This window comes from Kitasatospora nipponensis, from assembly GCF_039528135.1.
In the GTDB taxonomy this organism is placed as follows: Bacteria; Actinomycetota; Actinomycetes; order Streptomycetales; family Streptomycetaceae; genus Kitasatospora; species Kitasatospora nipponensis.
Genome location: NZ_BAAALF010000013.1, coordinates 58768 through 81666, shown reverse-complemented (window position 1 = coordinate 81666; position 22899 = coordinate 58768). Strand labels below are relative to the sequence as shown.

Here is a 22899-nt window from a genome sequence, read left to right as displayed (position 1 = left end):
TGACCGACCCGCGGCGGGTCGCCGGCCTCACCGGAACGGGCCTGGCCGGCCTCGCGATCGGCACCGCCGTCGCCGCGATCGCCCACGGCCGGGACAGCGCGCCGGCGGCGCCGGCGCCGGACCTCGGCGGCCACCAGCAGGACGGCCGTCCAGGCCCCGGTGCACAGCACCTGGGTCCGGCTCCCCGGGTCCGCGAGCATGAACACCAGCACGCCCGCCATCGCGACCAGCGCCGCCCAACTCAGGTACGGAAAGCCCCACATCCGCACCACCGGCCGCTGTCCGCAGTCCTGTTCCAGCCGGCGGCGCAGCCGCAGCTGGGAGGCGGCTATCAGCACCCAGACCACCAGGATCGCGGTGCCGATCGAGTTCAGCAGGAACGGGAACACCGTCCGTGGCCAGAGGAGGCTCAGCGCGACGGAGGCGAAGCCGAACGCCGCCGACGCCAGCACGGCGGCGCTCTTGCCCGCGACGCCCCGGTCGGTGGAGTCCCCGGCCGTGGGCTCCCGGTCCGCGGTGCGCTTCGGGACGGTGAGCGCGCGGACGCCACCGCCCAACAGCCGGGGTGCGTCCCCGCGTTCGGCCAGCGCGTGCAGCATCCGCGAGGACCCGTAGATGTTGGCGTTCATCGCCGACAGCAGCGCGACCAGCACCACGGCGTCCATCAGCCGTGCCGCGCCGGGCACCCCGATCCGTCCGATCGCCGCCGCGTACGGGCCGGTCGCCACCGCCGGGTCGTCCCACGGCACGACGGCGACGATCACCGCCATCGAGCCGACGTAGAAGGCCGTCACCCGCCACAGCACCGCCCGCACCGCCCGGCGCACCGCGCCCACCGGGTCCGCGCACTCGGCGGCCGCGATCGTCACCGTCTCCAGCCCGCCGTACGCGAAGACCGCGGCCACCAGGCCGACCGCCACACCGTGCCACCCGTGCGGGAGCGGCCCGCCGTGCGCGGTCAGGTCCGCGAGCGGCGAGATCCGGCTCCGCCCCGGCAGGACGCCCGCCACGGCCGCCACCCCCAGCGCGATGAAGCCGCAGATCGCGGCCACCTTCACGCCCGCGAACCAGAACTCCAGCTCCCCGAAGTTCCGCACGCCCGCGAGGTTGCCGGCGGTGAAGAGGGCCATGAAGAGCGCCACCCAGGCCCAGGCCGGCACCCCCGGCAGCCAGCCCGAGACGATCCGGGAGGCGCCGATCGCCTCCGCCGCCACGCTCACCACCAGCAGCGCCCAGTACATCCAGCCCGCGACCAGCCCGGCCCACGGCCCCCAGGCCCGGCTCGCGTGCGAGGCGAAGGAGCCGCTGCCCGGATACGCCGCCGACATCTCCCCCAGCATCCGCATCACCAGGACGGTGAGCACCCCGGCCCCCACGTAGGAGAGCACGATCCCCGGCCCGGCGGCGGCGATCCCCACCCCGGATCCGACGAAGAGCCCCGCCCCGATGGCACCGCCCAGCGCGATCATCGCCACATGGCGCTGCCGCAGTCCCGGTCTCGACGTTCCGTCAGTCGTCGCCACAGTTCTCCCCCGTCGACTCGTCCCCACGCCGGTCCCTCCGGCGCGGCGGATCGAGCGAGATCCTGGCCCGGACAGCGCGCCAAGATCAAGTGCGTTCTGCGCATCGGACGGCGGAGTGCGAGAGGCGCGGGGGCCGCGGGGGCGGCGGTGTCAGCCGAACACCACGCCCTGGGTCACCGACTGGAGCGTGCCGACGGTGAACCCGGCGGCGGAGACGGTGATCTGCGGGACCGCCTTGCCGTCCGTGCCGAGCACGGAGGCGGTGAACCGGGTGGTCTCGTCCGGCGGGGTGACGGTGACGCCGGCCAGCACCTTGCAGCTGGCGTCACTCTTGTCGCAGGGCACCCACTTGAGGCCCGAGAAGGCGCTCGTGCCGGGCTTCAGCGTGACGTCCACCGCCGGGCCGGGGAACGGGACCCGCGCCGTGGCGACGGTCAGCGGGCTGTTGTCGGCCTGCAGGCCGCCGTAGCCCAGGTAGCCGTGGACGGTGCAGCTGTGGGTGCTCTTGTTGGTCAGCGCCACCAGCGCCAGACCGGCGGCCTGGATCTGGACGTCCGCCTTCAGGTCCCCGGTGTGACACCGGTCGGAAGCCGCCGCCGCACCCGAACCCGCCGCGGACGGCGACGCCTTGCCCCCCGTCGCCGCCCCCGAGGCGGCGGCGGACGCGACGGCGGACGGCGCGGAGCTCCCGGCCCCGGGCGCCTTGGCGGACGCCGACGCGGCGGTGGAGGCCGCCGGTGAACTCCCGTTCGTGGAGGGCGTGTCGTCGTTGCACGCCGCCGCCCCGAGCACCAGCGCCAACGTCGTGGCGGCAACCGCCGCCCCCTTGCCCAACCGCACGGCGTTCGGCTTCATGGTTCGCTCCCGCAAGTCGTGGACGGACGTCCAGTGGTCTGTCGCCGCTCACGACGCCCGCCCACGACGGATCAGTTCGACACCCCCCGTCCCGACTTCGTAACAGGCCCCGAGCCGATACCCACCACCGCCGGGAGGAGACGCGGAAGCCCGGAACCGTGGTGGGTTCCGGGCTTCGGGCGATGCCGGCTGGGCCGGCAGCGGGTGTCAGGCGGAGGGGAGGTTGCGGGCCATGACGATGCGCTGGACCTGGTTGGTGCCCTCGTAGATTTGCGTAATCTTGGCGTCGCGCATCATCCGCTCGAGCGGGTAGTCGCGGGTGTAGCCGTAGCCGCCGAGGAGCTGGACGGCGTCGGTGGTGATCTCCATGGCCGCGTCGGAGGCGAAGCACTTGGCGGCGGCGCCGAAGAAGGTGAGGTCGGCGTCGACGCGCTGGGACTTGGCGGCGGCCGCGTAGGTGAGCTGGCGGGCGGCCTCGAGCTTCATCGCCATGTCGGCGAGCATGAACTGGATGCCCTGGAACTCGCCGATCGGCTTGCCGAACTGCTTGCGCTCCTTGACGTAGCCGGCGGCGTAGTCGAGGGCGCCCTGGGCGATGCCCAGCGCCTGGGCGGCGATGGTGATGCGGGTGTGGTCGAGGGTCTTCATGGCGGTGGCGAAGCCGGTGCCCTCGGCGCCGATCATGCGGTCGGCGGGGATCCGGACGTTGTCGAGGTAGACCTCGCGGGTCGGGGAGCCCTTGATGCCGAGCTTCTTCTCCGGGGCGCCGAAGGTGACGCCCTCGTCGCCCTTCTCCACCACGAAGGCCGAGATGCCCTTCGAGCGCAGGTCGGGGTCGGTGACGGCCAGCACCGTGTAGAACTCGGAGACGCCCGCGTTGGTGATCCAGCGCTTGACGCCGTTGAGCACCCAGAAGTCGCCGTCACGGACCGCACGGGTCTTCATGCCGGCCGCGTCCGAGCCGGCGTCCGGCTCGGAGAGGCAGTAGGAGAACATGCCCTCGCCGCGGGCGAGCGCGCCCAGGTACTTCTGCTTCAGCTCCTCGGAGCCGGAGAGCTGGACCGGCAGCGAGCCGAGCTTGTTGACGGCCGGGATCAGCGAGGAGGAGGCGCAGACCCGGGCGATCTCCTCGATCACGATGACGGTGGCCAGCGCGTCGGCGCCGGCGCCGCCGTACTCCTCGGGGACGTGCACGGCGTGCAGGTCGTTGGCCTCCAGCGCGTCCCGGGCCTCCTGCGGGAACCGGCCGTGCTCGTCGACGTCCGCCGCGTACGGGGCGATCTTGGCCTCGGCGAGCGAGCGGACCGCGTCGCGGAGCATCTCGTGCTCCTCCGAGATGCGGAAGAGGTCGAAATCGGCACTGCTCGCCATGGTCTGCTGCCCCTCTGGATAACCGACGTTAACTACCGTTAAGTAGATCCTAATTCTAGGCCCGCACCCTGCCTAGGCCCGACGTGACATGCGTGACACGGCCGTCGGCGGCCGCGCTCAGCGCACGCTGTCGCTGTCACCGAGGCTGTCCACCCGGTGGTTCTGCAGGTACTGGGTCATGGTGTCGTTGCGGATCGCGTCCCAGAGCGGGACGGCGGCGCCGGTGTCGAGCTGCACCACGTCCTGCCCGTCGATGGTGTCGAAGCCGGCGAACGGCGCGTTCAGGTAGTGCACGCCGTCCGGACGGATGTCGCGCAGGCTCCACGCCAGGTCGTAGAGGTCGCTGTTGCTGAGCCGGCTGTCGACGCTGACCACGTCGCCCACCGAGCGCAGCAGGCCGGCCAGCCGGGTCGGGCTGGTGAGCGTGCCCGAGTTCAGGGTCTGCTTCAACAGGGCGCGCAGGAAGTTCTGCTGGCGCTTGGTGCGGTCGAGGTCGCCGTCCGGCAGGCCGTGCCGCTCGCGGACGTAGAGCAGCGCCTCGTCGCCGTCCATGTGGTAGCTGCCGGCCTGCCAGCCCCGGCTCTCGCCCTTGGCCTCGATGGTCTGCGGGATGGTGATGTCGACGCCGCCGACCGCGTCGGTCAGGGACTTGAAGCCGTTCCAGTCGATCACGCCGAAGTGGTCGACGTGGATGTGGGTCAGGTCCTGCACGGTCTGGATCATCAGCGCCGGGCCGCCCCAGGAGTAGGCCGCGTTGATCTTCGCCATGCCGTGGCCGGGGATGTTCACCCAGGTGTCGCGGGCGATCGAGACCACCGCCGCGCTCTTCCGGTCGGCGGATATGTGCAGCAGCATCATGGTGTCCGACCGGGCCGCACCGACCTGCCAGGCCGGTCCGTTCGCGGGCGCTCCGGAGACCGGAGCCCCCGAGACGGGCGCCCCGGAGGCGGGCGCCCCCGAAGGCGGGGTGGAGGCCTGCTGGCCGGTGGTCGGGACGTCCGAGCGGGCGTCCAGGCCCACCAGGAGGAAGGTCGTCCCGCTGCCGGGCACCGGGGCCGGCTGGGCGGAGGCGGGCAGCGTCGGGAACGCGTCCGGGATCCGCCGGACGGAGGACATGTAGTGGTCGACGGTCCAGTAGAGGCCGCCCACCCCGACCGCGGTCAGCCCCAGCAGCGCGGCCAGCGCCCAGAGCAGGACGCGCCGGGCTCGCCGGCGCCGTCCGCGGCGGGTGTCGGGCGGGTCGGCGCCGGCCGCGGGGGCGTCGGCGGAGGCGTCACCGGTGGTGGCGGCGTCCGAACCTGCGTCCGGACCGTGGTCCGGTTCGCGGTCCGGACCGTGGTCCGGTTCGTCGCGGAAGAAGTCGGCCAGCGGTGAGTGGGAGGGCGGTTCCGAGAGCGGTGGCGCGTCGGGCGGCTCATCCATGGCGGCATTGTCCGCCTCACACGCTCGTCATATGGCCGTCTCGCCACATTTGCCGCCCAGTCGATGCCAACAGCTACCATCGGTCACTGCACCTCGTCCTGCCTGTTCCGCCTGCCGGTACACCACCGACAACCCGCACCCGTAAAGGGGAAGCCCGTGGCCCTGCGCATCTCGGTGATCGGCACCGGCTATCTCGGCGCGACACACGCTGCCTGCCTCGCCGAACTGGGCTTCGAGGTACTCGGCATGGACATCGACCCGGAGAAGCTCGCCTCCCTCTCGGCCGGCCGGGTGCCGATGTACGAGCCGGGGCTCTCGGAGATGCTGCTCAAGCACGTCGCGGGCCACCCCGGCTCGACCGGGCGGCTGCGCTTCACCAGCTCCCCCGCCGAGGTCGCCGACTTCGCGGACGTGCACTTCATCTGTGTGAACACGCCGCAGAAGGCGGGCGAGTTCGCCGCCGACATGAGCTACGTCGAGCTGGCCGTGGACGCGCTGGCCCCGCACCTGACCCGGCCGGTCCTGGTGGTCGGCAAGTCCACCGTGCCGGTGGGCAGCGCGAGCCGGATGGCCGAGCGGCTGGCCGCGCTGGCGCCGGCCGGCGAGGGTGTCGAGCTGGCCTGGAACCCGGAGTTCCTGCGCGAGGGCTACGCCGTGGGCGACACCCTCAACCCCGACCGGATCGTGGTCGGGGTCCGCCCGGGCGGTCGGGCCGAGGAGCTGCTGCGCGAGGTCTACGCGACGCCGATCGGCCAGGGCACCCCCCTGGTGGTGACCGACTACGCCACCGCCGAGCTGGTGAAGGCCGCGGCCAACTCCTTCCTGGCCACCAAGATCTCCTTCATCAACGCGATGGCCGAGGTCTGCGAGAGCGCCGGCGCGGACGTCAACCTGCTCAGCAAGGCGCTCTCCTACGACGAGCGGATCGGCGGCCGGTTCCTCAACGCCGGGCTCGGCTTCGGCGGCGGCTGCCTGCCCAAGGACATCCGGGCGTTCATGGCCCGGGCCGGCGAGCTCGGCGCCGACCAGGCCCTGACCTTCCTGCGCGAGGTCGACTCGATCAACATGCGCCGCCGCTCGCGGATGGTCGAGCTGGCCCGCGAGCAGTGCGGCGGCGGGTTCCAGGACCGCCGGGTGGCCGTGCTCGGCGCCGCCTTCAAGCCCAACTCCGACGACATCCGGGACTCCCCCGCACTCAACGTGGCCGCGCAGATCCAGCTGCAGGGCGCCGAGGTGACGGTCTACGACCCGAAGGCCATGGACAACGCCCGCAAGATGTACCCGGGCCTGAACTACGCCGCCTCCCCGACCGACGCGGCCGTCGGCGCGCACGTGGTGCTGCACCTGACCGAGTGGCAGGAGTTCCGCGAGCTGGACCCGGTGGCGCTGGGATCGGTGGTCGCCGAGCGCCGGCTGCTGGACGGGCGCAACGTGCTGGACGGTCCGGCCTGGCGCGCGGCCGGCTGGACGTACCGCGCCATGGGCCGCCCCAGCTGAGTCCCGCGCGCGGAGGACAGTAGGACGGTAGGACCGCGCGTACGGCGTGGGCACGGCGCGGAGCCCCGGGACGCACCGACGAGAGGTCGGCGGTCCCGGGGCTCCGTGCTGTGCCCACGCGGCGTGCGGACGGCCGGGCGGACGAGTGGCCGGGCGGCGGCTCACTCCCAGCGGAACCAGCGGGCGGCGGCGGTGCCGGCCAGCAGGGTGTAGGCGGCGAGGACGGCGAGGTGCTGCCAGAGCGCGCCCCGGCCGTCCCAGGCGGCCATCACGGCGCCGAAGGGGATGTACTCGGTGACGTGCTGCAGCAGCCGGGGCATCTGGGCGACCGGGAAGTAGAGCCCGCTGGCGAAGAAGTTGAGCACCATCAGGGGCACGCCCATCGCGCTGGCGGCGGTGCCGGTGCGCGCCCGGGCGGCGACCAGCAGGCCCAGCGCGAGCACGGCGGTGGCACCCAGCAGGAAGGAGCTCAGCACCGCGGCCGGGTTGGCGGGGGTGGAGACGTGGAAGGCGAGGGCACCGACGGTGACGACGGCGGTGACGCCCAGGGCGGCGAGCGCGGCGATGACGGTGACCAGGGCGGCGAGCATGCCGGTGGCGGGCACCGGGCTGGCGGACAGCCGGCGCAGGACGTCCTTCTCCCGGTGGGCGGCCATCGTCATCGGCAGCGCGGTGAGGGCCAGGAAGAGCGGCACCATGGCGGCGATGGTGGGGACGTAGACGTCGATGACCCGCCGCCCGCCGAGGGTGGCCTGCGGGGTGAGGAAGCCCGGGATGTTGCCGAAGACCAGGAGCAGCAGCATCGGCAGCGCGAGCCAGACGAGCGCGGCGGGTTCGCGCAGCAGCAGCGTGGCCTGGGTGCGGGTGAGGGTGGCGAAGCCGTGGCGGGTCATCCGCGTGCGGCGGGCGGGACGGAGGGTGGCGGCGGGGGCGGCGGCGGTGGTCATCGGGCTTCTCCAGGTCTGAACCGAACGGTGGCGGGCGCGGGGGCAGGGCGGGGCGGGGCAGCGCGGTAGAGCGGCGGGGCAAGGCGGCAGGGCGGCCTCAGGCCGCTTCGCGCCCCGGGCCGTGTCCGTGGCCGGTGAGCGCGATGAAGGCGTCGTCGAGGGTGCCCTGTTCGACCCGCAGGTCCGCGGCGATGATCTGGCGGCGGGCGAGCAGCGAGGTGACGGCGTGCACCAGGTTGCCGGTGCCGGTGACCTCCAGCTGCGAGCCGTGCCGGCGCAGGGCGGTGACCTCGGGCAGCGCGAGCAGCAGCCGCTCGTCCAGCGGGGCGGAGGGCCGGAAGCGCATCCGCTGCCCGCGGCCGGCGCGGGCGGCCAGCGCGGCGGGGGTGTCCAGGGCGATGACCCGGCCGGCGTCGATGACCGCGACGCGGTCGCAGAGCCGCTCGGCCTCCTCCATGAAGTGGGTGACCAGCAGCACGGTGACGCCGCTGTCGCGGATCGCCTCGATCAGCTCCCAGGTGGTACGCCGGGCGTGCGGGTCCAGGCCGGTGGTGAGCTCGTCGAGGATGACCACCCGGGGGTTGCCGACGATCGCCAGCGCGATCGCCAGGCGCTGCTTCTGGCCGCCGGAGAGGTTCTTGTACCGGGTGGCGGCCTTGTCGGCCAGGCCTAGGCGGGCCATCAGCTCGCCCGGGTCGGCGGGGTCGCGGTAGAACGAGGCGTACAGGTGCAGCGCCTCACGGACCTTCAGCTTGTCGGGCAGGCCGCTCTCCTGCAGCTGCACCCCCAACACCTGGCGCAGCGCCTCGCGGTCCCGCACCGGGTCCAGGCCCAGCACCGAGATCCGGCCGCCCTGGGCCGGGCGCAGGCCCGCCAGGCACTCCACCGTGGTGGTCTTGCCCGCGCCGTTGGGGCCCAGGATCCCGAAGATCTCGCCCTGCTCGACCCGCAACGACACGTCGTGCACGGCGACCTCGTCGCCGTAGCGCTTGTGCAGGTTCTCGACCTCGATGACCGCCATGCCGCTCGTCCCCCTCGTGGACCGTGGTGCGCTCTCTTCCGGTGACACCAGAGTCGCGCGCCGCACAGCCCCCGGGGATCGACCGCCCGGCCCCACCGCACCACCGAAGTGGTGGACCACCCCATCCACCGATCGGTTGATGCCCCCCTCAGCCCAGCAGCGGGATCTCGATCGCCGGGCAGCGGTCCATCACCATCTCCGGCCCCGCGGCCCGCACCCGCGCGTACGCCTCCTCGTCGACGACGCCGAGCTGGAACCAGACCGCCCGCGCCCCGATCGCCACCGCCTCGTCGGCCACCGCGCCGGCGAGGTCGCTGCGGACGAAGACGTCCACCACGTCGACGTCGAAGGGGATGTCCGCCAGCGAGGCGTAGCCGCGCTCGCCGTGCACCGTCTCCGCCTTCGGGTGCACCGGCACGATCCGCTTGCCGTAGCGCTGCAGCACCTGCGCGACGCCGTACGCCGCGCGGTGCTGGTTCGAGGACAGGCCCACCACCGCCCAGGTGTCCCCGAGCTCGGTGAGGATCCTGCGGACGGTGGCCGGGTCGCCGTACATCGGCTGCCTCCTGGGCGTGAGGGGAAGGGCGCGGGCTGCGTGGTGGGCCCGCGTGGTGGAACGGGTACCGCTCAGGCCAACGACTCCCGCGGCCCGCCGATTCCGTCCGCCGTGTCCAGCTGCGCCGGCGTCGCCGACGACGGCGCCCACCTGCCGCGCAGGTCCCGCGCCACCGCCTCGGCGTCGCGCAGCACCCGCACGCTGTTGCGCCAGGTCAGCTGCGCGAGGTCGGCGGCCGACCAGCGGCGCGCCAGCAGCTCGGCGATCAGGTACGGGTAGCCGGCCACGTCCGTCAGCCCGGCCGGCAGGAAGGCGGTGCCGTCGAAGTCCCCGCCCAGCCCCACGTGGTCGATCCCGGCGACCTCGCGCATGTGGTCCAGGTGGTCGGCCACGTCCGCCACCGTGGCCACCGGGCGCGGGTCGCCCTCCTCGAAGGCGTGCAGCACCCGCATCGCCTCCGGGGTGTGCGCCAGCGCGTGGAAGCCGTGCGCCGCCAGCGCGCCGCTCGCCCGCTCCACCCACTCCCAGGCGGCCGGCAACACGAACTGCGGGACGAAGGTGGCCATCGCCACGCCCCCGTTGGCGGGCAGCTGCGCCAGCACGTCGTCGGGGACGTTGCGCGGGTGAGCGCAGATGGCCCGGGCGCTGGAGTGCGAGAAGATCACCGGCGCCCGGCTGACCCGCAGCGCGTCGCGCATGGTGGTGGCGGCGGTGTGCGAGAGGTCGACCAGCATGCCCAGCCGGTTCATCTCCCGCACCACCTCCTCGCCGAAGCGGGTGAGGCCGTCGGCGGCCGGCTCGTCGGTGGCGGAGTCCGCCCAGGGCACGTTGTCGTTGTGCGTCAGGGTCAGGTAGCGCACCCCCAGCCGGTACAGCGCCCGCAGGGTGGCCATCGAGGAGTTGATGCTGTGGCCGCCCTCGGCGCCCATCAGCGAGGCGATCGTGCCCTCGGCGCGGGCCGCCTCGACGTCGTCGGCGCTCAGCGCCCGGCGCAGTCGTCCGGGGTAGCGCTCGACCATCGCCCGGACGAAGTCGATCTGTTCGAGGGTGGCGCTGACCGCCTGGTCGCCGGCCAGCGCGGAGGGGACGTAGACGGACCAGAACTGCCCACCGACCCCGCCGGCGGTCAGCCGGTCGAGGTCGGTGTGCAGGTGGGCGCGCTGGTCGGCGGCGAGGTCGACCTCGTCCAGGTCGTACCCGGCCAGTGAGCGCATCGCCCACGGCAGGTCGTTGTGACCGTCCAGCACGGGGTGCTCGGCCAGCAGGGCGCGCGCCCGGTCGAGCCGCTCGGGAGCGGGGGCGGGAGCGGGCGCGCGGTCGGCGGCGGGGGCGGAGTCGGCAGTCGTCATGCCCCCATGGTGGCTACTTCGAGAAGCCGAAGGAGGACGAACCCGCGACCTTGGCCCGCAGCTTGCGGCCCTTCTCGGTGGCCTGGGTGTTCAACTCGGCCTGGAACTCGGTCATCCGCTCGGTGAGCTCCGGGTCGAAGGCGGCGATCATGCGCACCGCGAGCAGACCGGCGTTGCGCGCGCCGGCCACCGAGACGGTGGCCACCGGCACGCCGGCCGGCATCTGCACGATGGAGAGCAGGCTGTCCATGCCGTCCAGGTAGCGCAGCGGCACGGGGACGCCGATCACCGGCAGCGGGGTCACCGAGGCGAGCATGCCGGGCAGGTGGGCCGCGCCGCCGGCACCGGCGATGATCGCCTTGAGGCCGCGCTGGTGCGCCTGCTCGCCGTAGCCGATCATCTCGCGCGGCATCCGGTGCGCGGAGAGCACGTTGACCTCGTAGGGCACCTCGAACTCGTCGAGCGCCTGGGCGGCGGCCTCCATCACCGACCAGTCGGAGTCGGAGCCCATGGCGATACCGACCAGGGGGCCGGTGTTGCTCGTCATTCGGTGATGGTTCCTCTCAGGTACGCGGCCGCGTGGCGCGCCCGCTCGCGCACGTCCTCGAGGTCGTCCCCGAAGACGGTGACGTGGCCGACCTTGCGGCCGGGCTTCACGTCCTTGCCGTACATGTGGATCCGCAGGCCGGGATCGCGGGCCATGCAGTGCAGGAAGGCGTGGTACATGTCGGGGTAGTCGCCGCCCAGCACGTTGACCATCACGGTCCACGGCGCGCGCGGGCGCGGGTCGCCGAGCGGCAGGTCGAGCACGGCCCGCAGGTGGTTCTCGAACTGCGAGGTGACCGCGCCGTCGATCGACCAGTGCCCGGAGTTGTGCGGGCGCATCGCCAGCTCGTTGACCAGGATCCGGCCGTCGCGGGTCTGGAACAGCTCGACGGCCAGGTGGCCGGTGATGTCCAGCTCGCCGGCGATCCGCAGCGCCAGCGCCTGGGCCTCGCCGGCCAGCGCCGGGTCCAGGTCGGGCGCGGGGGCGGTGACCTCGGCGCAGACGCCGTTCTCCTGAAGGCTCTCCACCACCGGGTAGGCGACGGCCTGGCCGCTGGGCGAGCGGACCACGTTGGCCGCCAGCTCGCGGACGAAGTCCACCTTCTCCTCGGCCAGCACCGCGACGCCGGCCAGGAACGGGGCGTGCGCCTGCTGCTCGTCGGCGACCACCCAGACGCCCTTGCCGTCGTAACCGCCGCGCACGGTCTTCAGGACGACCGGGTACCCCTCGCCCTCGTGCGCGAAGGCGGTCACGTCGGCCGGGTCGGTGACCAGGCGGTGGCGCGGGCAGGGCACGCCGAGCGAGTCGAGCCTGGCCCGCATCACGCCCTTGTCCTGCGCGTTGACCAGCGCCTCGGGGCCGGGCCGCACGGCGATGCCGTCCGCCTGCAGCGCGCGCAGGTGCTCGGTCGGCACGTGCTCGTGGTCGAAGGTGACCACGTCGCAGTCGGCGGCGAACCGGCGCAGCGTCTCCAGGTCGCGGTAGTCACCGAGGACGGTGTCGGCGACCACCTGCGAGGCGGAGTCCTGCGGGGTGTCGGCGAGGAGCTTGAACCGCACCCCGAGCGGGATGCCGGCCTGGTGGGCCATGCGGGCCAGCTGCCCGCCGCCGACCATGCCCACCACTGGAAATTTTGCGCTGCCCGGGAAAGTCACGGTGCCAGGATATCCGGGCCGGTGGGGACGGGTGTACGGACGGGGCCCCGGGGGGCGTGCGGCACCGCGGGGGCGCCCGACGCGACCGGCTCCTCATCAACAGCCGGTAGCCTGGATGGCCGGACCCCACAGGGCACTGTTCCGATCACGTGCCGCGACGGGGATTCGCGGGTGCGCGGCTGGATCGTGCACGGACCGCATTCCTCATTTCCGCAACGGCATGTCGGCGAACAGGTACAGGAGACCCCTCGATGACGAAGACCAGCGCGCATCGGCGCCCCTCCCTCCTGCAGCGCCTGCGCGGCGTCTCGGGCGAGGTGGTCAAGTTCGCGATAGTCGGACTCGTCGGCATCGTCGTCAACTTCGGCGTCTCCAACGCCGTGCTGCACGCCACCGGCTGGGCGCCGGTGCGCTGCTCGGTGATCGGCACGATCGTGGCCATCGCGGCCAACTACGTCGGCTACCGGTACTGGGTGTACCGCGACAGCGACGCGGCCTCGCGCCGCCGGGAGATCACGCTCTTCCTGATCTTCAGCGGCATCGGCATGCTGATCGAGAACGGCACGGTCTGGTTCAGCACCTACACGCTGGCGCTGACCGGGCCGGTGGCCTACAACGCGTCGAAGATGGTCGGCACCGGGCTGGGCACGCTCTTCCGCTTCTTCTCGTACCGCACCTGGGTCTTCAAGGCGATGCCCGAGCTGGCCGAGCACGAGTCGCCGGCCGTGGTGGCCCAGGCGGAGCGGATCCTGGTCGACGACCGGTCGCAGCTCGCCAAGCACTGAGCCCGCCGAGCCCGCCGAGCCCGCCGAGCACCCCGGCGCGCCGGGTACCTCAGCGCGGCGACCACCTCAGCGCGGCGAGCACCTCAGCGCGGCGACGCCCCGGTGACCCGGCCCAGGAAGATCGCGAAGACCGGCGGCCGCAGCGAGAGCAGTTCGAGCCGTCCGCCGTCCGCCTCGGCCAGGTCGCGCGCCACGGCGAGCCCGATGCCGGTGGAGTTGCGCCCGCTGACCGTACGCTCGAAGACCCGGTTGCCCAGTTCCGCCGGCACCCCCGCGCCCTCGTCCTGCACCTCCACCACCGCCGAGCTGCCGGAGGTCCGCACCCGGACGGTGACCGTGCCCGCGCCGTGCATCAGCGAGTTCTCGATCAGCGTGGCGAGCACCTGGGAGACCGTCCCCGGGGTGCCCAGCGCGGTGACCCCGGTCAGCCCCTCGATGAGCAGCCGGCGCTGGCTGCCGCGCAGGGTGGCCGCCCACTCCTCGCGCTGCTGCTTGAGCACCTCGTCCAGGTCGAAGCCGCCGGCGGTGGGCCCGTGCGAGTCGCGCTGGTTGGTGAGCAGCCGCTGGACCACGTCGGTCAGCCGCTCCACCTGCTGGAGCGCGATGCCGGCCTCCTCGCGGACCGTCTCCGGCTGGTGCGCCAGCGCGGTGATCTCCTCCAGCCGCATCGACAGCGCCGTGAGCGGGGTGCGCAGCTGGTGCGAGGCGTCGGCGGCCAGCCGGCGCTCGGCGGTGAGCATCCGGCCGATCCGCTCCGCGCTGGCGTCCAGTACCTCGGCCACCCGGTCCAGTTCCGGCACGCCGTAGCGGCGGTCGCGCGGGCGCGGATCGCCGGAGCCGAGCCGCTCGGCGGTCTCGGCCAGGTCGGTGAGCGGACGGGCCAGCCGGCGGGCCTGCCAGACCGCCAGCGCCACGGCGGCCTGGACGGCGAGCAGCGCGACCAGGCCGAGCAGCAGCAGCATGTTGCCGATCTCGTGCTCGACGTCCGAGCGGGACTGCTCGGCGGTGACCGTCTCGCCCCTCGCGCCGCTCTCGGTGGCGGTCAGCGGCCGGCTCCCGGTGGGCGGGGTGCCCAGCGTGATCAGCGGCTGGCCGGGGATCCGGATCTCGGCGTAGCTGCCCTCGGCGACCTGGGTGCCGAAGTGCTCCCCGGTGACCGGCTCGGAGTTCGCGAGCCGGTTGTCCACCAGGTCGAGCAGCCGGACCGCGGCGGCGTCCACCCGGTTCTGGGCGGAGTCCACGATGGTCTGCTTCTCGACCAGCGCCAGCGGTACGCAGAAGACCACCACGACCACCAGGACCACACCCAGCAGCGAGTTGATCATCCTGCGCTTCACGCGGTGGTGCCCTTAGTTCTTCTCGAAGCGGAAGCCCACGCCGCGCACGGTGGCGATGTAGCGGGGGTTGGTGGCGTCGTCGCCGAGCTTCTTGCGCAGCCAGGAGATGTGCATGTCCAGCGTCTTGGTGGAGGTCCACCAGGTGGTGTCCCAGACCTGGCGCATGATGTCCTCGCGGGTGACGACCCGTCCGGCGTCCCGCACCAGCACCCGCAGCAGCTCGAACTCCTTGGCGGACAGCGTCAGTTCCTCCTCGCCGACCCAGGCGCGGTGGGACTCGATGTCGATCCGCACGCCGTGCGCGCCGGTCGAGAGCGAGTCGACGTTGCCGCGCCGCAGCAGCGCCCGGACCCGGGCGAGCAGTTCGGCGAGCCGGAAGGGCTTGGTGACGTAGTCGTCGGCACCGGCGTCCAGGCCGACCACCGTGTCCACCTCGTCCGCGCGGGCGGTGAGCACCAGGACGGGGCAGCTCTTGCCGTCCGCGCGCAGCCGCCGGCAGACCTCCAGCCCGTCCATGTGCGGCAGCCCCAGGTCGAGCACCACCAGGTCGACCTCCTCCTCGAGGCCGGCCTCCAGCGCCGAGGGTCCGTCCTCGCGGACCAGCACCTCGTAGCCTTCCCGCCGCAGCGCGCGGGCCAGCGGTTCCGAGATTGCCGGGTCGTCCTCGGCGAGCAGCACACAGGTCATGGGGCGATGGTAGTCCGCCGGGCGGGTGCTGATCAGTCCCCCGCCCGCTCCCGGGCCCGCGCTGCGGCGGGGCGGCGGATCGGCGGGCGGATCGGCGGCCGACCCGATGGCGGGTCTGACGGCGGGGCGGGCGGCGGGGCGGCGGACCTGTGAACTAGTTCACAGTCGTTAACCGGCCACTCGACTGGCCGAGACCCGCCGGTGTCCGGGAAGACACCCGGAGCCGCCCCAGATCTCCCCATTGGACCTTGCCTTCGAAGGAGACTTGCCGTTGTTACCATCGATTGGCACATCGATGGTGGGCAGAGCTTTACATTCTCGTTACGGACTTACGCACTTATGTCCGCTGATGTCAGGGAAAACGCGGACGTACAGTGGTGCCGTCCCCGTGTCATGTACCGCGGATAGCCCCTGCTCGAGCAGCGAGCGGGGGCTGCGCGGTACTTCGGACCCGCCAGGCCTCCACCCCCCTTGGCCGGCGGCGTCCCAGACAGTCAGGCAAGGAACAACGACTCATGGCGTCAACCACCACCCTGGACGCCGGCATACAGCCGGCCGCTCCTTCTGGCGGCAAGACCTTCTTCGGGCACCCCCGCGGACTCGCCACGCTCTTCATGACCGAGATGTGGGAGCGGTTCAGCTTCTACGGCATGCGCGCGCTGCTGGTGCTCTACCTGGTCACCTCGGTGCACGAGGGCGGTCTGGGTTACAAGGCCGCGCTCGGCGCCGCGATCGTGAGCGTCTACAACGCCATGGTCTACCTGACCGCGCTGCCCGGCGGCTGGATCGCGGACCGCTTCTGGGGTCCGCGCAAGACGGTCGCCGTCGGCGGCTGCATCATCATGATCGGCCACTTCCTGCTGGCCGTGCCGGTCACCGTGTCGTTCTTCGTGGGCCTGGCCTTCATCGCGGTGGGCTCCGGCCTGCTGAAGGCCAACATCTCCACGATGGTCGGCCACCTCTACGAGGGCCCCAACGACCCGCGTCGTGACGGTGGCTTCACCGTCTTCTACATGGGCATCAACCTCGGCGCGTTCGCCGCGCCGCTGGTGATCGGCACCGTCGGGCAGAAGGTCGACTGGCACCTGGGCTTCGCGCTGGCCGGCGTCGGCATGGCGCTGGGCCTGGGCCAGTACCTGCTCGGCACCCGCCACCTGAGCCCGCAGAGCAACGTGGTCAACTCCCCGATCACCCCCGCCGAGAAGAGCGCCGTGCTGCGCAAGGCGGCGCTCTGGCTGGGTCTGGCCGTCGCCTTCTACGCCGCGGTCGCCCTCTCCGGGCACTTCACGATCGACTGGGCCATCTGGCCGCTGTCGATCGCCGGTATCGCGATCCCGGCCCTGTACTTCGCGCGGATGCGCCGGGACAAGGACCTGGACTCGGACGAGAAGTCGAAGATGACCGGCTACATCTGGTTCTTCGTCGCGGCGGCCGTCTTCTGGATGATCTACGACCAGTCCAGCTCGACGCTCAACATCTTCGCCACCGACAGCACCTCCTCCAAGCTGCTCGGCTTCGACTTCCCCTCCAGCTGGTTCCAGTCCCTGAACCCGCTGTACATCATGGCGCTGGCCCCGGTCTTCGCCTGGCTCTGGGTGTGGCTGGCCCGCCGGGGCAAGAACCCCAGCACCACCATGAAGTTCGCCTTCGGCCTGCTGATGATCGGCGCCTCCTTCCTGGTGATGATGCTGGCGATGGCCGCCGCCTCCGGCGGCGTCAAGGTCAGCCCGCTCTGGCTGGCCATGGTCTACCTGGTGCAGACCGTCGGTGAGCTGACCCTCTCCCCGGTGGGCCTGTCGGTCACCACCAAGCTGGCCCCGGCCAAGTACGCCAGCCAGATGATGGGCCTGTGGTTCCTGGCCGTCACGGCGGGCGACTGCGTGGCCGCGATCATGCAGCTCATCGTCGGTGACGCCACCGGCAGCACCTGGTACTTCGCCGCCCAGGGCGTCGCGGCGATCCTCGCCGGCTTCGCGCTGGTGGTGTACCGCAAGAAGGTCATCCGCCTGATGGGCAACGTGCACTGACCCGCCCGACCGCAACGGCACAGGGCCGGTACCCCCGAGCGGGGGTACCGGCCCTGTGCCGTTGCCGGGACGCCGCGGCGCGCCTCAGCGCACCCGCACGCCCGCCTGCCACACGCCCGCGGTCAGCGGCACGCCCGGGCGGTAGGCGAGGTGGACCGGCGAGGGGGCGTCCAGCAGCAGCAGGTCGGCGCGCGCGCCGGGGGCGATCCGGCCCACGTCGGTGCGGCGCAGGGCGCGGGCGCCACCAGCGGTCGCGGCGTGCACGGCCTCGTCGGGGGTCATCCCCATCTCGCGGACCGCCACCGCGATGCAGAAGGCCATCGAGCTGGTGAAGCTGGAGCCCGGGTTGCAGTCGGTGGAGAGCGCCACGGTGGCGCCCGCGTCCAGCAGCCGGCGCGCGTCGGGGTAGGCGGCGCGGGTGGAGAACTCCGCGCCGGGCAGCAGGGTGGCCACCGTCGCGGAGCCGGCCAGCGCCGCCACGTCCGCGTCGGTCAGGTGCGTGCAGTGGTCGGCCGAGGCGGCGCCCAGCTCCACGGCCAGCTGGACGCCGGGACCGTGGGAGAGCTGGTTGGCGTGCACCCGCGGGATCAGGCCGCGCTCCATGCCCGCGGTCAGCACCGCCCGGGCCTGGTCGCCGTCGAAGGCGCCGTTCTCGCAGAAGACGTCCACCCAGCGGGCGTGCGGGGCGCAGGCGTCCAGCATCTCGCCGGTCACCAGGTCGACGTAGGCCGCCGGGTCGGCGGCGAACTCCGGGGCCACCACGTGGGCGCCCAGGTAGGTGGTCTCGGGGGTGTGGGTGGCGGCGATCCGCAGCGCCCGCGCCTCGTCCGCCACGGTCAGGCCGTAGCCGGACTTGCACTCGATCGTGGTGGTGCCCTGGTGCAGCGCCTCGCGCACGAACCGGGCCAGGTTGGCGTCCAGTTCGGCGTCGGAGGCGGCCCGGGTGGCGGCCACCGTGGTGCGGATCCCGCCGGCGCTGTAGGCCTGGCCGGACATCCGGGCGTTGAACTCGGCCGTGCGGTCGCCCGCGAAGACCAGGTGCGCGTGCGAGTCGACGAAGCCGGGCAGCAGCGCCCGGCCCTGCGCGTCGACGACCTCGTCGGCGGCGGGCGCGTCGGCCGCGCTGCCGGTCCAGGTGACCACCGAGCCGTCCAGTACGACGGCGGCCTTCTCCAGCAGGCCCAGCAGGCCCGGGTGCGAGGGGTCGTTGGTGACCAGGGTGCCGATGTTGGTGATCAGGGTGCTGCTCATGGGGCCCTCTCGGGATGGACCTGAGGGCGCGCCGGCCAGACCCGCCGGCGCGCCCTCAGGAGCTCTGCTGACTCAGGGAAGCAGCGCCGCGACGGCGTCGCGCAGCGCCGAGGGGACGTCGGCGACCAGCTGGTGCACGCCGTCCCGGACGATCTGCCGCCCGCCGACCACCACGTGGCGCACGTCGGCCGCCGAGCCGGCGAAGACCGCGGTCTCCGCGCCGAGCCGCGGCGAGGGACCGGCGGTGCGCACCGAGTCCAGCGCCAGCACGGTGAAGTCGGCCAGCGCCCCGGCCTCGATCCGCCCGGCCTCCGGCCAGCCGAGCGAGGCGTGGCCGTCCTCGGTGCCGGCCCGCAGCAGGGCGTTGGCGGTCCAGTGGCCGCGGGTGCGCGAGCGCAGGCGCTCGTTGAGCTCCAGCGCGCGGGCCTCCTCGAACGGGTCGATCACCGCGTGGCTGTCGCTGCCCAGGGTGACCGGGCAGCCGCCGCTGGCCAGCCGGCGGGCCGGGCCGATGCCGTCGGCCAGGTCCCGCTCGGTGGTGGGACACATGCAGATGACCGTGGAGGAGTCGGTGAGGAGCTTGACGTCCTCGTCGGTCAGGTGGGTCGCGTGCACGGCGCTGGTCAGCGGCCCGAGCACGCCGTGGTCGGCCAGCAGCCGGGTCGGCGTGACGCCGTGCGCGGTCAGACAGGCGTCGTTCTCGGCGGTCTGCTCGGAGAGGTGCACGTGCAGCGGGGCCTTGCGCATCTTGGCCCAGTGCGCCACCGTGCCCAGCTGCTCGGCCGGCACCGCGCGCACCGAGTGCACGGCCGCGCCGATCCGGGCGTGCTCGCGGGGCTTGAGCAGGGCGGCCCGCTCGGCCCAGGCGTCCGCGTCGCCGTCGCCGAAGCGCAGCTGCGGCTTGGTCAGCTCGGCGCCGAAGCCCGACGACAGGTAGCAGGTGTCCAGCAGGGTGATCCGGATGCCGGCCCGGGCGGGCGCCTCGATCAGCGCCTCGCCCATCGCGTTCGGGTCCGCGTAGCGGGCGCCGCCCGGGGCGTGGTGCAGGTAGTGGAACTCGCCGACCGCGGTGATGCCGGCCAGCGCCATCTCGGCGTAGACGGCGGTGGCCAGCTCCAGGTAGCTGTCCGGGTCGAGCGCGCCGGCGAAGCGGTACATGGTGTCGCGCCAGGTCCAGAAGGTGCCCGAGCCGACCTGGACGGTGCCGCGCAGCGCGCGGTGGAAGGCGTGCGAGTGCGCGTTGGCCTGGCCGGGGACGAGCAGTCCGGCCAGCCGCACCGCGCCCGCCGGGCACGGACCGCTGTCCGGCACGACCCGGGCGATCCGGCCGTCGACCACCTCGACCAGCACGTCCGGCTCCACCACCGGCCCGTTCACGTGCGGCAGCCAGGCGTGCTCGGCCCAGTACGTGGTCACCGGCGCACCGGCGGACACACCCATCGTCACTGACATGCCAGGTCCTCCAGGACGTCCGCGAGTGCCGACACCCCCGCGAGGCAGTCGGCCACCTCGGCGAACTCGGCCGGGGAGTGCGAGACGCCGCTCGGGTTACGTACGAACAGCATGGCGGTCGGAACGGCCGACGCCAGGATCCCGGCGTCGTGTCCCGCGCCGGTGGGCAGCACCGGCACCCCGCCGAGCCTGCCGCCGGCGCGCAGCGTGCGGGCGAGGCGGTCGCGCAGCGGGCCGTCGAAGTCCACCACCGGGGTGTAGGACTCGCGGGTCAGCTCGACCTTGACGCCGTCGCGCTCGCCGCGCTCGGCGGCGGCCTGGGCGATCGCCTGGACCAGCTCGGTCAGCGTCGCCTCGTCGGCCGCCCGGGAGTCCAGCCAGCCGCGCACCAGCGAGGCGATCGCGTTGGTGCCGTTGGGCTCGATCGCGACCTTGCCGAAGGTGGCCAGCGCGCCGGCCAGGGCGGCCTTCTTGCGGGCCGAGAGCACGGTGGTGGCGAAGGTGAGCATCGGGTCGCGGCGGTCCTCGATCCGGGTGGTGCCCGCGTGGTTGGCCTCGCCGTGGAAGTCGAAGCGCCAGCGGCCGTGCGGCCAGATCGCGCTGGCGACGCCGACCGGCTGCTCCTCGCTCAGGTAGCGGCCCTGCTCGACGTGCAGCTCGACGAAGGCGCCGATCCGCGCGAGCCGGCCGTCGTCGGCGCCGATCCCCGTGGGGTCGTAGCCGGCCCGCTCCATCGCGTCGGGCAGCCGCACGCCGTCGGCGTCGCGCAGCTCGTAGGCCTGCTCCCTGGTCAGGACGCCGGCGCTCAGGCGCGAGCCGATGCAGGCCACCCCGAACCGGGCGCCCTCCTCGTCACCGAAGTTGACGATCGCCAGCGGCTTGGCGAACTGCGCGCCCCGCTCGCGCAGTTCGTCCAGCGCGGCGAAGGAGGAGACCACGCCCAGCGGGCCGTCGAAGGCGCCGCCGTCCGGCACGGAGTCCAGGTGCGAACCGGTGACGATCGCCCCCTGGCCCTGCGGATCACCGAGCCAGGCCCACTGGTTGCCGTTGTGGTCCAGCTCGTAGGCTAGGCCCCGGGACCGGGCCTGGTCCTCGAACCAGGCCCGGCACTCGGCGTCGGCGGCGTTCCAGGCGTGCCGGCGGTAGCCGCCGGAGGCGGCGGAGCGGCCCACGGGGAGCAGCTCCGCCCACATCGCTTCGAAGCCGTCGGTCACAGCTCACCCGGGTGGCTGTGCTCGGCCATCGGCACGCGCACACCGCGCTCGGCCGCCACGTCGCTCGCCAGGTCGTAGCCGGCGTCCACGTGCCGGATCACGCCCATGCCCGGGTCGTTGGTGAGCACCCGGCGGATCTTCTCGCCCGCCAGCGCCGTGCCGTCGGCCACCGTGACCTGGCCGGCGTGGATGGAGCGGCCGATGCCGACGCCGCCGCCGTGGTGGATGGAGACCCAGGAGGCGCCGGAGGCGACGTTGACCATGGCGTTGAGCAGCGGCCAGTCGGCGATCGCGTCCGAGCCGTCCAGCATGGCCTCGGTCTCGCGGTAGGGGGAGGCCACCGAACCGCAGTCCAGGTGGTCGCGGCCGATCACGATCGGGGCGGAGAGCTCGCCCGCGGCGACCATGTCGTTGAAGCGCTCGCCGGCCTTGTCGCGCTCGCCGTAGCCCAGCCAGCAGATCCGCGCCGGCAGGCCCTGGAAGTGCACCTTCTCCTGGGCCATCTTGATCCAGCGGTGCAGCGACTCGTTCTCCGGGAAGAGGTCGAGCACGGCCTTGTCGGTCTTGGCGATGTCCTGCGGGTCGCCGGAGAGCGCCGCCCAGCGGAACGGGCCCTTGCCCTCGCAGAAGAGCGGGCGGATGTAGGCGGGCACGAAGCCGGGGAAGGCGAACGCCCGGTCGTAGCCGGCCAGCTGGGCCTCGCCGCGGATCGAGTTGCCGTAGTCGAAGACCTCGGCGCCGGCGTCCTGGAAGCCGACCATCGCCTCGACGTGGCGGGCCATCGACTCGCGCGAGCGCTGGGTGAAGTCGGCGGGCTTCTCGGCCGCGTAGGAGGCCATGTCGTCGAAGTCGACGCCGATCGGCAGGTAGCTCAGCGGGTCGTGCGCGCTGGTCTGGTCGGTGACGATGTCGATCGGCGCGTCCATCGCGAGCAGCTGCGGGAAGAGCTCGGCGGCGTTGCCCAGCAGGCCGATGGAGAGCGGCTGCTTCTTGTCCCGGGCGGCGGTGGCCAGCTCCAGGGCGTGCGCCAGGTTCTTGGCCTCGACGTCGAGGTAGCGGTGCTCGATCCGGCGCGAGATCCGCGAGGGGTCGCAGTCGATGCAGATCGCCACGCCGCCGTTCATGGTGACGGCCAGCGGCTGGGCGCCGCCCATGCCGCCCAGGCCCGCGGTCAGCGTGATGGTGCCGGCCAGCGTGCCGTCGAACTTCTTGTTGGCGACCGCGGCGAAGGTCTCGTAGGTGCCCTGCAGGATGCCCTGAGTACCGATGTAGATCCAGGACCCGGCGGTCATCTGGCCGTACATGGTGAGCCCCAGGCTCTCCAGCCGGCGGAACTCCTCCCAGTTGGCCCAGTCGCCGACCAGGTTGGAGTTGGCGATCAGCACGCGCGGCGCCCACTCGTGGGTCTGCATCACGCCGACCGGGCGGCCGGACTGGACCAGCATGGTCTCGTCCTGCTTGAGGGTCTGCAGGGTGCGCACCATGGCGTCGTACGAGCGCCAGTCGCGCGCGGCCTTGCCGGTGCCGCCGTAGACCACCAGCTTGGACGGGTGCTCGGCCACCTCGGGGTCGAGGTTGTTCATGAGCATCCGCAGCGCGGCCTCCTGCTGCCACCCCTGGGTGCTGAGCTTCGTGCCACGCGCCGCGCGCACCTCGCGCGGGCCACTCGTCTGCTGCTCCGCCATGCTGCCGGTCTCCTTGCGGATGGATTCATTCAAGATTGTGCAGTCTGAATATATCCAATCATTCAGTCTGCGGCCAGACCCTGAACGCATCTGATCAGCCACCGCCACCGCACCCGGCGGGCGTCACCCGGACACCGGTGAACATCAGCCGGTTGGCCCACCCGGGCACGGGGACGGCACGGACCGCGCGCCACCGCACGCGCGCCCGTCGACGGTCCT

At 72.9% G+C, this 22899-nt stretch carries 19 protein-coding genes; 3 read left to right on the top strand and 16 right to left on the bottom strand.

Translation table 11 applies throughout. From position 1 onward, the window contains the following. From ABD323_RS06750 to ABD323_RS06735, 4 genes are all read right to left on the bottom strand, one after another. The coding region (locus tag ABD323_RS06750) for an amino acid permease (RefSeq protein WP_425555880.1) at positions 1–1469 on the bottom strand (1469 nt) is incomplete at its 3' end. 204 nt (positions 1470–1673) lie between these two features. Further along, entirely contained in the window at positions 1674–2378 is a 705-nt protein-coding gene (locus ABD323_RS06745; RefSeq protein WP_344440284.1) for a DUF4232 domain-containing protein, read from the bottom strand. 207 nt (positions 2379–2585) lie between these two features. After that, positions 2586–3749, bottom strand: coding sequence for an acyl-CoA dehydrogenase family protein (locus tag ABD323_RS06740; RefSeq protein WP_344440283.1), 1164 nt, complete (start codon positions 3747–3749; stop codon positions 2586–2588). Positions 3750–3866: 117 nt separating this feature from the next. Next, a complete protein-coding gene (locus tag ABD323_RS06735) occupies positions 3867–5171 on the bottom strand; it encodes an LCP family protein (protein WP_344440282.1) in 1305 nt (434 codons plus the stop codon). 156 nt (positions 5172–5327) lie between these two features. Here ABD323_RS06735 and ABD323_RS06730 point away from each other — a divergent pair, with 156 nt between their 5' ends. After that, a complete protein-coding gene (locus ABD323_RS06730) occupies positions 5328–6668 on the top strand; it encodes a UDP-glucose dehydrogenase family protein (protein WP_344440281.1) in 1341 nt (446 codons plus the stop codon). 161 nt (positions 6669–6829) lie between these two features. Here ABD323_RS06730 and ABD323_RS06725 read toward each other — a convergent pair whose 3' ends face one another. From ABD323_RS06725 to ABD323_RS06700, 6 genes are all read right to left on the bottom strand, one after another. Continuing rightward, entirely contained in the window at positions 6830–7615 is a 786-nt protein-coding gene (locus ABD323_RS06725; RefSeq protein ID WP_344440280.1) for an ABC transporter permease, read from the bottom strand. Positions 7616–7712: 97 nt separating this feature from the next. Continuing rightward, a complete protein-coding gene (locus ABD323_RS06720) occupies positions 7713–8636 on the bottom strand; it encodes an ABC transporter ATP-binding protein (RefSeq protein WP_344440279.1) in 924 nt (307 codons plus the stop codon). Between the two features lie 148 nt (positions 8637–8784). Next, a complete protein-coding gene (locus tag ABD323_RS06715; RefSeq protein ID WP_344440278.1) occupies positions 8785–9192 on the bottom strand; it encodes a CoA-binding protein in 408 nt (135 codons plus the stop codon). 71 nt (positions 9193–9263) lie between these two features. Next, positions 9264–10541: a dipeptidase gene (locus ABD323_RS06710; RefSeq protein ID WP_344440277.1), complete on the bottom strand. Its 1278-nt coding sequence runs from the start codon at positions 10539–10541 to the stop codon at positions 9264–9266. A gap of 13 nt (positions 10542–10554) precedes the next feature. Next, entirely contained in the window at positions 10555–11088 is a 534-nt protein-coding gene (gene purE, locus ABD323_RS06705) for a 5-(carboxyamino)imidazole ribonucleotide mutase (protein ID WP_344440276.1), read from the bottom strand. After that, positions 11085–12242, bottom strand: coding sequence for a 5-(carboxyamino)imidazole ribonucleotide synthase (locus ABD323_RS06700; RefSeq protein WP_344440275.1), 1158 nt, complete (start codon positions 12240–12242; stop codon positions 11085–11087). The genes purE and ABD323_RS06700 overlap by 4 nt, the downstream gene beginning before the upstream one ends. Positions 12243–12493: 251 nt before the next feature. Between ABD323_RS06700 and ABD323_RS06695 the strand changes: the two genes are divergently transcribed. Beyond that, complete coding sequence (locus tag ABD323_RS06695; RefSeq protein WP_344440274.1) at positions 12494–13027, top strand: GtrA family protein; 534 nt, start codon at positions 12494–12496, stop codon at positions 13025–13027. A gap of 83 nt (positions 13028–13110) precedes the next feature. On the opposite strand, the gene ABD323_RS06690 is transcribed toward ABD323_RS06695, so the two are convergent. Then, positions 13111–14364, bottom strand: a complete 1254-nt coding sequence (locus ABD323_RS06690; RefSeq protein ID WP_344440273.1) for an ATP-binding protein — start codon at positions 14362–14364, stop codon at positions 13111–13113. Positions 14365–14376: 12 nt separating this feature from the next. Next, positions 14377–15051: a response regulator transcription factor gene (locus ABD323_RS06685; protein WP_344440272.1), complete on the bottom strand. Its 675-nt coding sequence runs from the start codon at positions 15049–15051 to the stop codon at positions 14377–14379. Between the two features lie 515 nt (positions 15052–15566). Between ABD323_RS06685 and ABD323_RS06680 the strand changes: the two genes are divergently transcribed. Beyond that, positions 15567–17078: a peptide MFS transporter gene (locus ABD323_RS06680; RefSeq protein ID WP_344440271.1), complete on the top strand. Its 1512-nt coding sequence runs from the start codon at positions 15567–15569 to the stop codon at positions 17076–17078. A gap of 84 nt (positions 17079–17162) precedes the next feature. On the opposite strand, the gene hutI is transcribed toward ABD323_RS06680, so the two are convergent. The 4 genes from hutI to hutU all read right to left on the bottom strand — a co-directional run bounded on the left by hutI (position 17163) and on the right by hutU (position 22680). Next, positions 17163–18329: an imidazolonepropionase gene (gene hutI / locus ABD323_RS06675; RefSeq protein ID WP_344440270.1), complete on the bottom strand. Its 1167-nt coding sequence runs from the start codon at positions 18327–18329 to the stop codon at positions 17163–17165. Between the two features lie 72 nt (positions 18330–18401). Next, positions 18402–19781: a formimidoylglutamate deiminase gene (locus ABD323_RS06670; protein ID WP_344440269.1), complete on the bottom strand. Its 1380-nt coding sequence runs from the start codon at positions 19779–19781 to the stop codon at positions 18402–18404. After that, positions 19772–20974 (bottom strand): allantoate amidohydrolase, encoded by a 1203-nt coding sequence (locus tag ABD323_RS06665; protein WP_344440291.1) that lies wholly within the window; start codon positions 20972–20974, stop codon positions 19772–19774. The genes ABD323_RS06670 and ABD323_RS06665 overlap by 10 nt, the downstream gene beginning before the upstream one ends. 17 nt (positions 20975–20991) lie before the next feature. Continuing rightward, positions 20992–22680, bottom strand: a complete 1689-nt coding sequence (gene hutU / locus ABD323_RS06660; RefSeq protein ID WP_344440290.1) for a urocanate hydratase — start codon at positions 22678–22680, stop codon at positions 20992–20994. Positions 22681–22899 lie beyond the last annotated feature (219 nt).

Bases quoted from the DNA above. Each gene is read 5' to 3' on its own strand.
- ABD323_RS06745 (WP_344440284.1), bottom strand. From the start codon at position 2,378: ATGAAGCCGAACGCCGTGCGGTTGGGCAAGGGGGCGGCGGTTGCCGCC.
- ABD323_RS06720 (WP_344440279.1), bottom strand. From the start codon at position 8,636: ATGGCGGTCATCGAGGTCGAGAACCTGCACAAGCGCTACGGCGACGAG.
- ABD323_RS06740 (WP_344440283.1), bottom strand. From the start codon at position 3,749: ATGGCGAGCAGTGCCGATTTCGACCTCTTCCGCATCTCGGAGGAGCAC.
- ABD323_RS06695 (WP_344440274.1), top strand. From the start codon at position 12,494: ATGACGAAGACCAGCGCGCATCGGCGCCCCTCCCTCCTGCAGCGCCTG.
- purE (WP_344440276.1), bottom strand. From the start codon at position 11,088: ATGACGAGCAACACCGGCCCCCTGGTCGGTATCGCCATGGGCTCCGAC.
- ABD323_RS06710 (WP_344440277.1), bottom strand. From the start codon at position 10,541: ATGACGACTGCCGACTCCGCCCCCGCCGCCGACCGCGCGCCCGCTCCC.
- ABD323_RS06670 (WP_344440269.1), bottom strand. From the start codon at position 19,781: ATGTCAGTGACGATGGGTGTGTCCGCCGGTGCGCCGGTGACCACGTAC.
- ABD323_RS06685 (WP_344440272.1), bottom strand. From the start codon at position 15,051: ATGACCTGTGTGCTGCTCGCCGAGGACGACCCGGCAATCTCGGAACCG.
- hutI (WP_344440270.1), bottom strand. From the start codon at position 18,329: ATGAGCAGCACCCTGATCACCAACATCGGCACCCTGGTCACCAACGAC.
- hutU (WP_344440290.1), bottom strand. From the start codon at position 22,680: ATGGCGGAGCAGCAGACGAGTGGCCCGCGCGAGGTGCGCGCGGCGCGT.
- ABD323_RS06735 (WP_344440282.1), bottom strand. From the start codon at position 5,171: ATGGATGAGCCGCCCGACGCGCCACCGCTCTCGGAACCGCCCTCCCAC.
- ABD323_RS06725 (WP_344440280.1), bottom strand. From the start codon at position 7,615: ATGACCACCGCCGCCGCCCCCGCCGCCACCCTCCGTCCCGCCCGCCGC.
- ABD323_RS06680 (WP_344440271.1), top strand. From the start codon at position 15,567: ATGGCGTCAACCACCACCCTGGACGCCGGCATACAGCCGGCCGCTCCT.
- ABD323_RS06715 (WP_344440278.1), bottom strand. From the start codon at position 9,192: ATGTACGGCGACCCGGCCACCGTCCGCAGGATCCTCACCGAGCTCGGG.
- ABD323_RS06665 (WP_344440291.1), bottom strand. From the start codon at position 20,974: ATGTGGGCGGAGCTGCTCCCCGTGGGCCGCTCCGCCGCCTCCGGCGGC.